This window comes from Ruegeria sp. R14_0, assembly GCF_017743975.1.
In the GTDB taxonomy this organism is placed as follows: Bacteria; Pseudomonadota; Alphaproteobacteria; order Rhodobacterales; family Rhodobacteraceae; genus Ruegeria.
In genome coordinates this window covers 39,782-53,351 of record NZ_JAGHRC010000001.1, presented here as the reverse complement: position 1 = coordinate 53,351, position 13,570 = coordinate 39,782, and the positions used below count along the sequence as shown (strand labels likewise).

Annotated in this window: 12 protein-coding genes; 7 read left to right on the top strand and 5 right to left on the bottom strand. The window is 59.2% G+C overall.

The genetic code is table 11. The annotated features are described in order from the left end of the window. Positions 1–9 precede the first annotated feature (9 nt). The 6 genes from pcaD (at position 10) to J7416_RS00220 (ending at position 5,639) form a co-directional block, all read left to right on the top strand. Positions 10–798 carry a 3-oxoadipate enol-lactonase gene (pcaD, locus tag J7416_RS00245; protein ID WP_209222026.1) on the top strand — a complete coding sequence of 263 codons (789 nt, stop codon included), beginning with the start codon at positions 10–12 and terminating at the stop codon, positions 796–798. A 12-nt stretch (positions 799–810) separates the two neighbouring features. Then, a complete protein-coding gene (locus tag J7416_RS00240; protein WP_209222024.1) occupies positions 811–1,539 on the top strand; it encodes an alpha/beta fold hydrolase in 729 nt (242 codons plus the stop codon). A gap of 67 nt (positions 1,540–1,606) precedes the next feature. Next, positions 1,607–2,806, top strand: coding sequence for a TCR/Tet family MFS transporter (locus J7416_RS00235; protein ID WP_209222022.1), 1,200 nt, complete (start codon positions 1,607–1,609; stop codon positions 2,804–2,806). A gap of 81 nt (positions 2,807–2,887) precedes the next feature. Further along, positions 2,888–3,982, top strand: a complete 1,095-nt coding sequence (locus J7416_RS00230; protein WP_209222021.1) for a Zn-dependent alcohol dehydrogenase — start codon at positions 2,888–2,890, stop codon at positions 3,980–3,982. A gap of 24 nt (positions 3,983–4,006) precedes the next feature. Continuing rightward, a complete protein-coding gene (locus tag J7416_RS00225; protein ID WP_209222018.1) occupies positions 4,007–5,239 on the top strand; it encodes a mandelate racemase/muconate lactonizing enzyme family protein in 1,233 nt (410 codons plus the stop codon). Between the two features lie 109 nt (positions 5,240–5,348). Further along, complete coding sequence (locus tag J7416_RS00220) at positions 5,349–5,639, top strand: metalloregulator ArsR/SmtB family transcription factor (RefSeq protein WP_209223784.1); 291 nt, start codon at positions 5,349–5,351, stop codon at positions 5,637–5,639. A 2-nt stretch (positions 5,640–5,641) separates the two neighbouring features. Here J7416_RS00220 and J7416_RS00215 read toward each other — a convergent pair whose 3' ends face one another. Then, positions 5,642–8,638: a cyclic nucleotide-binding domain-containing protein gene (locus J7416_RS00215; RefSeq protein WP_209223783.1), complete on the bottom strand. Its 2,997-nt coding sequence runs from the start codon at positions 8,636–8,638 to the stop codon at positions 5,642–5,644. A gap of 214 nt (positions 8,639–8,852) precedes the next feature. On the opposite strand from J7416_RS00215, the gene J7416_RS00210 reads away from it, so the two are divergent. After that, positions 8,853–9,254 (top strand): DUF3307 domain-containing protein, encoded by a 402-nt coding sequence (locus tag J7416_RS00210; protein ID WP_209222016.1) that lies wholly within the window; start codon positions 8,853–8,855, stop codon positions 9,252–9,254. Between the two features lies 1 nt (position 9,255). Here the strand turns inward: J7416_RS00210 and J7416_RS00205 are convergent, their stop codons facing one another. Genes J7416_RS00205 through J7416_RS00190 form a run of 4 tightly spaced genes read right to left on the bottom strand, consistent with a single transcriptional unit; the run spans position 9,256 to position 13,570 of the window. Continuing rightward, on the bottom strand, positions 9,256–9,987 hold the full coding sequence (locus J7416_RS00205; RefSeq protein WP_209222014.1) for a hypothetical protein: 732 nt from the start codon (positions 9,985–9,987) through the stop codon (positions 9,256–9,258). Positions 9,988–10,043: 56 nt separating this feature from the next. Then, complete coding sequence (locus J7416_RS00200; RefSeq protein WP_209222012.1) at positions 10,044–11,348, bottom strand: FAD-dependent oxidoreductase; 1,305 nt, start codon at positions 11,346–11,348, stop codon at positions 10,044–10,046. Beyond that, the gene (locus tag J7416_RS00195) at positions 11,345–12,019 is read right to left on the bottom strand and encodes a TetR/AcrR family transcriptional regulator (RefSeq protein ID WP_209222010.1); all 675 of its coding nucleotides are present in this window, start codon (positions 12,017–12,019) and stop codon (positions 11,345–11,347) included. The genes J7416_RS00200 and J7416_RS00195 overlap by 4 nt, the downstream gene beginning before the upstream one ends. After that, positions 12,020–13,570 carry a trimethylamine methyltransferase family protein gene (locus J7416_RS00190; RefSeq protein ID WP_209222008.1) on the bottom strand — a complete coding sequence of 517 codons (1,551 nt, stop codon included), beginning with the start codon at positions 13,568–13,570 and terminating at the stop codon, positions 12,020–12,022. It abuts the gene before it with no gap.

The window sequence follows — 13,570 nt, the reverse complement described above, 5'->3', positions numbered from 1 at the left end:
GATAAAGTCTTGCAAATCGCAGACCTTGGAGGCGTGCAAATTCACTATCGGATAGATGGTGATCCAAACGGTGCACCCATAGTGTTCGCAAATTCGCTGGGAACGGACATGCGGCTTTGGGACGATATGCTGCCGCACCTTCCCCAAGGGCTGCGCATCATACGCTTTGACAAACGCGGTCACGGATTATCGTCGCAACCGCCTGCCCCTTACTCGATGGGCGCGCTGGTGCGCGATGTGGAAGGCCTGCTTGACTTGCTTGAGGTGCGCGATTGCCTGTTTGTCGGTCTGTCTATCGGCGGGCTGATCGGACAAGGGCTGGCGGTCAAACGTCTGGATCAGGTCCGCGCGCTTGTGCTGTCGAATACGGCAGCCAAGATTGGCATCCCGTCGGTCTGGCAAGAGCGCATGGATGCAGTGCGAACGGGCGGGATTGAGGCCCTAGCTGACGCCACAATGGAACGCTGGTTCTCAAAAGCGTATCGCGCCACGCCTGAACATCTGTTGTGGCGCAACATGATGGTGCGTCAGCCGGTCGAGGGGTATCTGGGCTGCTGCGCTGCCATTTCGGGCACCGATTTCTACACCCCGACCAGCGGCCTTCGCCTGCCTACCCTGGGGATTGCCGGAAGCGAAGACGGATCGACCCCGCCCGATCTTGTACGTGAAACGGTCGAGCTGATCCCCGGCGCACGGTTCGAGCTGATGCGCCGCGCCGGGCACTTGCCATGTGTCGAGCAACCGGCAGAATACGCGGCATTGCTGCGGGATTTCATGACTGAAATCGGGCATATCTGAAGGAGCACAGGAATGGCTGATTTTCTGTTCGTCCACGGATCCTGTCATGGCGCTTGGTGCTGGCGCGATCTGATCCCTGCCGTCGAGGCTCTGGGACACAACGCGCGCGCAATTGACCTGCCCAGCCATGGCGCCGACCCGACACCGATTGCCCATGTTACGCTGGACAGCTGCCGCGATGCGGTACTTTCGGCAAGCAAATCGCAGACGATCATCGTCGGGCATTCTTGGGGTGGTTACCCGATCAGCGCCGCGGCCGAGGCTGCGCCGGACGCCATGCGCGCTTTGGTCTACGTGGCAGCCTACGTTCCGCGGGACGGCCTGTCGATGGTCGAGATGCGCAAGCTGTCGCCTCGCCAGACGATCCACGACGCCGTCGAGAAATCCGCCGACGGGCTGTCCTATACCGTCAAACCCGATATGGTGCGGGACCTTTTCTACCATGACTGCCCGCCCGACGTGCTCCCCTATGCCTTTGCGCGATTATGCCCGCAGGCCATCGCGCCACAAGACACCCCCCTGCCCACCAGCGACAGGTTCGCCGAGGTGCCAAAGGCCTATGTCCGCGCCACAGACGATCATACGATCCCGACCGAGTATCAGGCGCAAATGAGCCTGAATGCCCCCAAAACAATGCGCCATACCATCGACAGCTCGCATTCCCCGTTCTTTTCCCAACCTAATAAACTGGCAGAAATATTGGACAAAATCGATAAGGGTCTGGCCGGATCACAAGTCTGAGCGCGTCCCTTTCAACCTGCATCTGCTGCAGGTAAGGTCCGCCCAAATTGTCATCCTTAAGGTTCCAATGCGCCTGCCCTTCTTCTTTGTCCTTCTCACGGTCATGATCGACGCCATGGGCATTGGCCTTGTGTTGCCAATCATGCCCGAGTTGATCGTCGAGGTTCAGGGCGGGTCGTTGGCGACGGCTGCGATCTGGGGCGGTATCCTCAGCACTGCGTTTGCCGCGATGCAGTTCGTTTTCGGACCCATACTGGGTAACCTGTCAGACGCCTACGGCCGGCGGACCGTTCTGTTGGTCTCGTTATTTGTCATGTCCTTGGACTATGTGGTTATGGCGCTTGCCGGCAGCATCTGGCTGCTTTTGGCCGGGCGCATCGTCGGAGGCATAACAGCGGCCACACATGCAACGGCTGCCGCGTTCATGGCAGATGTGTCCAAGCCACACGAAAAGGCGGCCAACTTTGGCTTGCTGGGCGCGGCGTTTGGGGTCGGATTCGTATTTGGGCCGGTCTTGGGTGGATTGCTAAGTGAATACGGAACGCGAGCGCCGTTCTGGGCCGCAGCAGGCCTGTCCGCCCTGACCTTTGCCATCGGCGTGTTTGTCATGCCCGAGACCGTGACAGACAAAACCCGTCGTGTGTTCAGTCTGCGCCGTGCCAATCCGGTGAATTCATTGCGTGCAATCGCATCGTTGCCCGGCATCCAGCCCATGCTCTGGGTCTATTTTCTGTATTCCGTTTCAATCTACGTCTATCCCGCCATCTGGGCGTATTTCACAACGGAACGGTTTGGCTGGTCACCGCAAATGATCGGGCTTTCTCTTGGGGTCTACGGGATCGGCATGGCCGCAGTTCAAGGCGGCCTGATCCGACCCGCGACCAAGTATCTGGGTGAACGGGTCACAATCATTTATGGGATGTTATTCGAGCTTTTCAGCTTTCTCCTTCTGGCTTTTCTGACCAATGGCATCATCGCCCTGATGCTGATCCCCGTCACCGCCATCGGAGCGGTTGTGACCCCCGCCCTGCAAGCCCTGATGTCACGCGCCACACCTGACTCGCAGCAAGGAGAGCTGCAGGGCGTTCTGACGTCTTTACACGCGTTGTCGATGGTCATAGCCCCGCTGGTCATGACCAGCGTTTTCGCGCAGTTCATCAAACCCGGGGCAGCGATCTATCTGCCGGGCGCGCCGTTCCTGCTGGCATTGGTGTTGATGATGGTTGGACTGTTTGTTTTTGTCCGCTCACGTAAGGTCATGGCGTAACAACGACATCGCTTTGGCGGATTCCGCCTTGCAGTGCTTCCCTTAGCGCGCCACCGTGGCGCAAAGGGAGCGAGGGACAGCATGCAAACCATCAAAGCCGCAGTGTGCCGGGCGTTCGGTGAACCTCTGGTTATCGAAGACGTTCAGATCGCGCCGCCCAAAACGGGCGAAGTCGAGGTGACATTGGATGCCGTGGCGATCTGCCATTCGGACATTTCATTCGCCAGCGGCGCGTGGGGCGGTCACCTTCCGGCCGTCTACGGACATGAGGCCGCGGGTGTCATCACCGCTACCGGAGATGCGGCCGGAGAGTTCAAGGTGGGTGATCCGGTCGTGGTTACCCTGATCCGGGCCTGCGGCTCGTGCCCCTCATGCGCCGGGGGCAAGCCAACGATCTGCGAAACGCCTTATGACACAGTGAACGGTCCCCTGCGCACGGCAGATGGCGGGCCGCTGGAACAGGCTATGGCCTGTGGGGCCTTCGCAGAAAAGGTCGTCGTCAGCCACCGGCAGATCGTGAAAATCCCCGATACGCTGCCCAAAGACCTTGCCAGCCTGTTGTCATGCGGCGTGATCACCGGGGTCGGCGCAGCAGTGAACGCCGCCGGGTTGCGCCCTGGACAGGACGCAGTTGTGATCGGCGCAGGCGGTGTCGGGCTGAACGCGATCCAAGGGGCTCGTATTGCGGGTGCGCGCCGTATTGTGGCCGTGGACATGACCGAAGAGAAGCTGGCCATCGCCAAAGAGTTCGGCGCCACACATGGCGTGCTCGCCGACCAGAAAGCCCCTTGGAAAGCCGCCTACAAGGCGCTCGGCGGTCGTGGTGCGGATGCGGTCCTGATCACTGTTGGTGCGATTCCTGCCTATGACCAGGCCCCGCGCTATCTGGGGCGCGGCGGCAAGGCGATCATGATCGGAATGCCTCACTCCGGTGATATGGCCAGCTATGAACCCGTGGTGCTGGCCGCGTTGGGCCAGGGTCTGATCGGTTCGAAAATGGGCGACGTGGTCATTCAACGCGATATCCCCTGGATGATCGACCTGTATGAACAAGGGCGTCTGAAACTGGACGAACTGATCTCGGGCCGGTGGAGCCTGTCGCAAATCAATGATGCGATTGAGGATACAAAGTCCGGTTCCGCCAAACGCAACGTCATCGTTTTCGATCGCAACTAACCCAACAGGGCCGGAGGGCATCAGATGAAACTGCAGGACCTCGACATCATCGTCACCGCGCCGCCCGCGCCGGGATGGGGCGGGCGATATTGGATTTTGGTCAAAGTCACGACCGATACCGGAATCACAGGATGGGGCGAGTGCTATGCGTCGTCGGTTGGCCCCGAGGCGATGCGTCATGTCATCCAGGACGTGTTCGAACGGCACATGCAGGGTGAAAACCCCGAGAATATCGAGCTGATGTTCCGCCGCGCCTATTCCAGCGGGTTCACACAGCGCCCGGATCTAACCGTCATGGGCGCTTTTTCAGGGCTGGAGATCGCGTGTTGGGACATTCTGGGCAAGGATCGCGACCGCCCGGTTTATGCCCTTTTGGGCGGGCTGATGAACGACCGTATCCGGGCCTACACCTATCTGTATCCCCTGCCCCAGCACAATCTGACCGATTTCTGGACATCCCCGGAACAAGCCGGGGAATGCGCCGCTGAAATGGTTCAACGTGGGTTTACGGCTGTCAAATTCGACCCGGCCGGACCTTACACCATGCGCGGTGGGCATATGCCTGCGATGTCCGACATCTCAATGTCCGTGGCGTTCTGCAAAGCGATACGCGAGGCGGTGGGCGATAAGGCAGACCTGCTATTCGGCACACATGGCCAATTCAATACGGCTGGCGCAATCCGACTGGGACAGGCGCTAGAGCCCTATTCGCCGCTCTGGTTCGAGGAGCCGACACCACCCGACATGATCGACGACATGGCCCGTGTCGCGCAAAGTGTCCGCATCCCGGTCGCAACCGGCGAACGCATGACAACCAAGGCCGAGTTTGCTGCGGTCTTACGTGCCGGAGCGGCGGAAATCCTCCAACCCGCACTGGGCCGCGCCGGTGGCATTTGGGAGATGAAGAAGGTCGCCGCCATCGCTGAAGTGTTCAACGCCCAGATGGCCCCGCATCTTTACGCCGGTCCGGTGGAATGGGCCGCCAATATCCACCTGGCCGCCTCAATCCCGAACCTGTTGCTACTTGAGACCATAGAAACGCCGTTTCACGACCAACTGATCAACGGAACACTGCGGGTGGAAAACGGGTTTGTCCCGGCCCCAACCGCGCCCGGTCTTGGGATCGAAGTCCACGAAGAACTGGCCCGTGCGCACCCGTACACTGGCGACGGCCTGCATTTGCAAATGCAGGAAGATCCCTGCGATTACGCCAACGGAAATGCCTTTCAGGGGGGTGCGCCAGCAACCGAGGGGTGACAAACCTATGCATCTTAGGGCACATTGGCCCAACCAAAAGGTGTTAAACAGGCCGCGCGTGACACTTAAAGACGACCAAAACGGGCAATCAGACTCTGCGCTATCCGACATGAAAGAAAGCGCGGCTCGGGCGTCCGCCTTTCTCAAAACCCTCGCACATGAGGGCCGTTTAATGATTCTGTGTCATCTGGCCGACGGCGAAAAGTCCGTGGGTGAGCTTGAGGATTTGTTGCGCATTCGGCAGGCAGCGGTCAGCCAGATGCTGGCCCGCCTGCGCGCCGAGAACCTTGTTGCGACACGCCGAGAGGGCAAGTTGATCTACTACTCTCTGCAAGATGACGGCGCAGCGCAGGTGATTGGCGTTCTCTACGACATGTTCTGCGGTCCGGATAGCGAATAACCCTAGTTGGACACGTAACCTGCGATCACTTGCAACAGTTTGAACGCTGTCGCGGCATCGTTTTCGACAACAGCCAGGAATTCTTCCTCACCGATCCGCAGGCAGGACAGCTCGGTTTCGGCAATCATGCTCAGCGCCCGAGGTTCCTTGCGGATCAGACCCAATTCTCCGACCAGAGCACCAGGGCCAACCTTGGCGATCAACTGATCCACTCCGTCGGGCTGCGGCAGGTACAACCCCGCTTCCCCGCCCAGAACCACATAGGCGCCATCAGTCGGCTGATCATCCTTGAGGAACACAATCTCGCCGGGTTGGGCATCAAACCAACGCGCACCAAAAGCCAGCAGGCGCAGCTGTCTCCGGTCCAGCCCGGAAAACAGCGGTGTCTGCTCGAGCGCGCGAAGCTTGCGCGCAAGGTCAGCCGAGGCGGCGCTGTCTTCCTCCACGTCCGCGGGTCCTTCATCCGAGACCACCCGACCTTGCCGTATTTCGACATACATGTCGAATACGCCGGGATTTTCGAACTGGTCATTCAGATAGATCACGGTCGTATCCGGCAGCAAAGCCCGCAAGTTTTTATAGACCGCCACCTTCGAGGCCATGTCATAGCTGGCCAGCGCATCCTCAAGGATCAGGATGTCGGGTTTCTTGATCGTCGCGCGCGTAAAGGACAAAGGTTCTGCAAAGACCGCAGGCAGGTTCTGCCCGCCCAAAGCGACCGGAACATCATAGATCAGTTCGACCACCAACGGGCGCGCGCCGTTTTCGTTCAGCACATCGACGATCAGCTTGCGCGCCTCATCCGAACGCGCGCCGCCAATCTGGCTGACCTTGCCGAACAGCGCGTTTTCCAAAACCGTCAAACCCGGTGCAAATGCCGTGTTGTCCAGCGGCACGAAAACGTCTAGCAGCCGCTCCAGCAGCTTTTCGGAATGGCTGTGCCGCAACTCAAGAATGCGGTCCTTCAGGTCATCGGTAAAGGCCGGGCCGATCTGTTCTGCCGAAATCACGAAAGGAACGGCCAGTAGATTGGCCAGCTGTTCGTCGTCCAGCCCCGAGACCCCTTCGTTCCGTGTCTTTTCGACCAGTTCAACGGCAGCCTCGTAGGTCTGTGCATCAAGCCCCAGCTTGCGGAACAGCGGGTGGTCGGTGCCATCCAAACCAAAGATCTGGCGCAGCATCTCAATCACATCCCGCGTCAGGCTGACCAGGATTTCATCCAGACCAAAAGCGCGCAGCTGCTGCAGGAACACCGTTTGCTGGGTCAAAAGCTCTTGGGTGACCGGCACTTTCGGAGTGGCAAACAGCAGGTTCTCGGCCACCGGCAATGCCGCGTTGTAGCAGTTGCGGTCGAAGATCAGAGCTTGCTGTCCCAGCCCTGCGTCCATTACCGCCTGCTGCACAAGCGGACGCAATTCCACCAGTTTACGCGCCAGTTCAGGATGCTCCTCCGCATCAAAGCCCTGTTCTGCCCCGCGCAAGAACAACGCCGCGCCAGAACCCATCCCGTCGATCAGTTTCAGCCACCAGTCGCGCACCTCGTCCGCACTTTGCAACCCGGCGGTTGACGGGTCCAGCCAATCTGCCTTGAACGGATCCGGGCTGTTTCCGGCCCGCAGCGTCTCGGCAAAACCGGGATCGTTTGTTTCGTTCGATTGCGGCTTAAACCGCATGGGCATCATCACATTATCGCCCAGCGTGCCCTGGAACATCACCGGTCGGGATGAGGCATAGCCGATCCGCGCGGCCACCACGCCTTGGTGCAGATCCGACAGATTGAGATCGCCGATCCGCACACGGCCCGCACTGGGCAGGATTTCCCGCGTCAAGAGCTCGGCAACAGCGCGCCGGTCCTCTTCGCTGGGGGCCGAGATTCCGATCGTTTGCCCGCTGGCGAAAGTCAGGTTCAGATCGTCCAGCACCTGATTGCCGTCCATGTCACGAACCGAGACATGATCCAGCACGATATCGCCGCTCAGGCGGGGGCGTGTCTCGGGCTCGCCCTCGAACAGCTTTTCGTCCTGCATGCCCGCCGGTGCAAACCGTTCGGTCACCACTTCCCAGCGCAAGCCCATGTCCTGTGTCTGGTTGTAATAGGTCAGCAGTTCCTTCCACGGCGAGCTCAGGTCTTTATATGCCGCCAGAGCAGCGACCAGCGCCCCCAGCGAAACCGAGCCCTGCAGCACTAAAAGGCCACCAACCAGATAAAACATGAATGGCGTCAGCTGCGAGATGAAGTTGTTTATGAACTTCATAAAGAACTTCTTCTGATAGATTTCGAAGCGGATGCCGAACAGACGGCCCAACTGGTCCGAAATCATCGCGCGGCGATACCTCCACCCGCCATTGGTGCGCAGGGTGGACGCGCCCGCGGCGTTCTCGCCAATCTGTGCGGCCAGAACCCGGACCTCCTGAATGCGTTTTTTGTTCAGAAGGTTGATCTGGCGCTGCAGTTTCGGGATCAACCAGGCCTGCAGCGGGATCAGCGCAACCGCGGCCAGTCCGAACCAGAAGCTTTGCAGAAACAGAAAGAACAGGATGGTGATCATCTGCCCGGCTTGCAAGACAGGCTGGCTGATCGCGTCGCCCATCAACCCACCCATCGGTTCACTTTCAGCGGTGACCATGGACACCAGCTCACCCTGGCTGACCCGTTCGAAATAGGGCTGCGGGAAACGCAGAGCGCGACTGATCAGGACATAGCGGAACCGACGCAGCATCCGCTCGCTCAACACACCTTTCATCGTGTTGATGCGCATTTTCATCAAACCATGCGCCAGAACCGCCATCAGGAACGCGACACACAGAATGATCAGAAAGGTCGTCTGCGGCAGGCTGTAGCCCCAGAACTCGACAGTCGGGCTGGTTGCACCGATCGCATCATTGATGATGCGTTTGGGCAGCTCCAGCGTCAGGTACAACAGCGGAAACAGCGTCGAGGTCACGGCCAGCAGGATCAGCTGGTCGCGCTTCGAGTACTTCCAAATGAACTGGAAAATTGAACGTTCTATGGAACCTGCCCCTGTTGCGGATCACCGATCCGATCTTGACGAAACTGTCGCAAATCCAACACCACAAATTTACTGCAATCCAGCCAAAAGACGCAAACGGTTTCCAATTTGATCAGATAATTGCCGAATGTGAACAAGTTCATTTGCGCAAGCTGCCATAAGTGCCTAGAGTCCGGATTGGGACGATATCGGGAGGACGATTTTGACTGCCAGTATAGGCGCAGTGCTATTGATGCTCTGCTTATTGCAGATCAAACATATGTTTGCGGACTTCTTCCTTCAGACCCCGAAAATGTTGGCAGGACGCGGTGAGTATTTTCACCTGGGACGTGCGCAGCATGCGGGCGTGCATGTGGTCGGGTCCGTGCTTGTTTTTTTGATTTTCGGCGCCCCTTGGTCCTTTATTTTGATCATTGCTGCACTGGAATGGATCGTTCATTTCAATATCGATTTTGCCAAGGCCAGCTATTCGGACAAAAAGCAATTGGTCCCGACGCAGGCCGCATTCTGGCGCGCAGCCGGTCTGGATCAGTTCATGCACAACCTGACCTATATTGCGATGGTATGGGCGTGGGTTGAATTCGTCGCCGTACCCGTAAGCTGAGTCACGCTACGTGCTCTAAAGCACTCAGACGATATGCCTGTAGCCATTGCCGGTCCAACTGGTCGATGCGCGCTGTGTCGAACTGGCCCTCTTGCTCCCAATAGCGGCCGGATGGCACAAAATAGTTCAGTGACGCCTCGGTCTGCAAGGCAGACTGCATACCCTGGGTCGATGGCAATCCGGATGACATGAGCGTATCGGGTGTGGCAGACGGATAGACCAGTCGACTGTCTCCTTGCGACAGTCGAACAACCCGACAGCCCTGCGCGGAACCGAACAGACCCAACCGCGCGGACTTCGCCTCGAGCGAGCGCAGCGTGACATCCGCGCGCAACGGATCGGCAGCACCGGTGCCGTAGAAATGGGTCTGGCCGGAGTTCGGATAGATCATATCACAGCCGAAATAGGCCAAAACGGCCGGTTTCAGCGCTGCCAGCGCCCAGTATCCGGCGGTGAACGCCATCGTGCCGCCGGCATACACAAAACCGCCAAACCGGTTTTGCAACGGCACATAGTCGCGCGCCTCGACGATGCGCTGGCCATCCGACATGGCATCCGGTCGGTTCTCTTCCGGAAAATCCTCGGGATGGATCAAGAAATCCCAGTCGGGGCGAATGCGCCAGGCATTGTTGATCGCCACGATATGGGTGAAAGGGGTTCGGGACCATTCACCCGCGGCCATCGCAGCCGGAGCGCTCCCGAGGATCAAAACACGGTTTTTCGGCTCGGCCATCCTGGGTCCTGCCTTTTTTCAGTTCCCAGGAAGGATAGAGCGTTTTGTTCAGTTAACTACCCCAGAACAGAAAAACTGCTTTCTTCGTTGATCGGGCGCTTGCGGGAATAGAACCCAACATCAATCGAGCGCCCGATATAGGGCAGTTCGTATTGCAGCGGTTGCGCATCATGATCCGCGCCGCCCTCGCAGTATTCGATCAAGGCGGTCATCATCTTGCCCGCGATAGGCGCGTTCTTGTACTGATTCCCGCTGGTCCCGCAGGCCATGTAGAACCCCGGAAGGCTGGATTTGTCATAGATCGGAATCCAGTCGGTCGACGCATCATACAGGTCGACAACGCCGCGCGTTTTAGACGGAATGCCAAGGCTGGGCACGCGCTGCGCATACCGCATGGCCTGCGTGGTCCACTGGTCGGTGAAGTCGTGGTTGTAGTGCACGTCATCCTCGCACCACTGATGCGGGTCGCATTCCGGGTCCTCGGAACCGACCAGAATGTGGTTGCCGTGTTCTGGACGGCAGTAGCAGGCAATATCGCTGTCCGAGACAATCGTGCCGTCGTTTTCAAAATCGAACCCCTCAGGCGCGGGAACGTGCACAACCTCTTGGCGCAGTGGGCGTGTCTCGATCGTCATGTCGTCCAGAACGTCGGCCATTTTGTTGATGATGGCCGAGCCGGGCCCGGCGACGTTCACGACAACTTTCGCGCGGATTTCCTCACCCGAAGCCAATTTGACGCCCGAGACCCGGCCCCCATCGGTCAGGATTTCGACCACCTCAGCCCCGGTGCGCACTTCCGCGCCGTGCTGCTTGGCTGCATCCATCAGGTTTTGCGCGGACAGCGCCGGATCGGTGACATAGCCCGCCTGCGGCCAGAACACGCCGCCGTGCATCTTGCGTCCGTTCGGTTGGCCAAACTCCGGGTCGTCCATACGACGTGCAGGTGCGAAACTGTCTTTGGAATAGATCGGCAAACGCTCACTGACCTTGTCCACCGACCATTCTTCGAACGGGCAGTCCAGATCGGCACTGTTCTTCATGTGCTTTTCAAGCATACCGTTCGCGTCGGTCTTCATCACCAGACAACCCGTCTCGCGGAACTGCGCCAGATTGGCGTCTTCGGGCAGGCCCAGATACTCGGCCCAATCGCGCCAATAGTGATAGCCTTCCCAGGCAAAAGCGGTTCCGTCGAAGGTTGAATAGTGCATCCGAATGATCGCGCAGGACCCCGCGGTCGAGCCGTGGCCGACCTGGCTGTTGCGGTCCAAAGACAGGGTTTTCCAGCCTGCCTTGGCCATTTCAAAGGCGATGGCCGCGCCGATCACACCGGTTCCGATGATGATTGCGTCAGGTTGGCTCATGAGGGATCTCCTTTCCAATAGCGCATCGAATAGGCGCTGAATTCTTCGACTTCTTCGGGTTTCGGCTCAACCCCGGTGAAAACGTAAAGGTAATGCGGAGCCATGGCGATCCGCGTCTCCATGGGTTCATTCAACTGCGCCAGATCGTAGCCGATCTGCATGTAGTACAGCACGCGCGCGCGGGTTTCGGCTTCGTACTCGGAATAGCCGTACCGCGCGAACATGGCATGCAGCGCCTCAAGCCTGCGCGCATCAGACTGATCCAGCGCACGCCGTACCTTGCCTGACTTACGCGCCCAGTCGCGGACGGCGAAGTCAAGGGCTGTGTCGAACAATGAGGCGTTCACCACGCATCGATGCACATTGCAGACCGCGCCTGTGATCGTCTCCGCAGGGGCCTCGGCCTGCGCGACCAAAGCGGCGGTGTTCGTGGCCTGCCAACGCGCCAGCAAAGCATCCAGAAGCTCTTGCCGCGACTTGAAGTACCAATAGAACGACGACCGCGATACGGCCATCCGTTCCGCCAGATTCAGCACCTTGATCTGATCCACGCCATCCGAGATCAGAACGTCCATCGCCACGTTCAGCCAATCATCGCGCGTGACCTTGATGTTGCCGACCAAAGGCTCGGCTTCCGGGTCGTCCCGGTGGAGGATAGGCTTCGTGTTCATTCAACTCTCCGGCGGGGCACCGCCTTCGGCAGTGCGGCGCGCGATAAAGTCTTTCATGGCCCCGATGCGCCGGATGTCACTTGGCGGCGCTTTGAACTCGCTCAGGATGCCTTTCCAAACACCCGTCGCGCGATGACTGGCATCCACCGACCCGCGCTCGGTCCAGGTTCCGAAATTGGCATAGTCGTGCACATGAGGCTGGTAGAACTCGGTGTTGTACCGCTCCATCGTTTGGCTGGACGCAAAGAAATGTCCGCTGGGTTCAACCTCGCTTAGCGCTGTGTTGAACCCAATCTCGGCGGTGCCTGCCTGCGCCCCGGCGCAAAGCTCGGCTACCATGTTCAGAACCTCAGCGTCGCAGATCATCTTTTCGAAGGATACGGTCAGGCCACCTTCGAGCCAACCAGCCGAGTGGATGATCACCGTGGCCCCGGCCATCAGACAGCCCCAAAGGCCAAACTGGTTTTCGTTGGCAGCCTGCACATCGTTGATGTTCGAGGCCGATCCGGCGGCAGACCGCCATGGCAAACCCAAGTGCCGCGCCAGTTGCCCCGCCGCCAGCGACGCCTGAAAATGCGAAGGCGTGCCAAATGCTGGCGCGCCCGATTTCATATCCACGTTGCTGGTGAAAGTACCGTAGCAAACCGGCGCACCCGGCTTGGCCAACTGAGTCAGCGTCAGCGCCGCCAGCGCCTCGGCATGCGACAGCGTGATGGCCCCGGCCACAGTGATCGGGGCCATTGCGCCCATCAACGTGAACGGTGTGATGATCGACATCTGACCATTTCGCGCAAAATCAATCAGCCCCTGCGCCATCGGAATGTCCAGCGTGCGCGGGCTGTTGGTGTTGATAATCGTGTAGCAATGCGCGCCCGAGCGGAACTCATCATCCGACAGGCCGCGCGCGATGGAGAGCATTTCAAAGCAATCCATCACCTGCGGGGTGCCGCGCGAGAAGAAGAACGGGAACTTGTCCGTCAGCTCCATCTGCGCCTGCGTCGTGAAGTAATGGCGCAGGTGGGTCGGAACGTCTTGCGGCTCGACCTGGGGCGAGATCATCTGAAAGACGTCGAAGTGATGGGTGAGCTTCAGGAACTCAAGATAGTCCTGTCCGGTCGCGGGGCGGCGCCCCCGCTCCAAATCCGTTGCGTTCGGGGCACCGGCCCCTGGCTGAAAGACAAGGCTGCCCAGTTCAAGGGTAAAGTCTCGGCGACGTGCCCCGGCATGACAGGCAATCGATTTGGGGGCCGAAGCTATGGCCGCCTCAACAATGTCACGTCCGAGAAAAACCATCTCGGCATCTTCATCCACGCGCGCGCCCGCTTTTTCGAAGACGCGCCGCGCCTCGGGCAGCAGGCATTTGACCCCAAGTTCCTGCAAGGTGCGCAGCGCTGTTTCGTGCATGTCGGCGATCTGATCCGCCGGGAAAACCTCCATCTGGGGAAAAGGGTTTTTTAACTGACGATAGTTCACGTCCCGGCTGGGGGCCGGGGCGGCTTCGGCGCTTCGCCCGCGCCGTCGCCGTCCGCGTTCGGATGTTTGACCAATCAT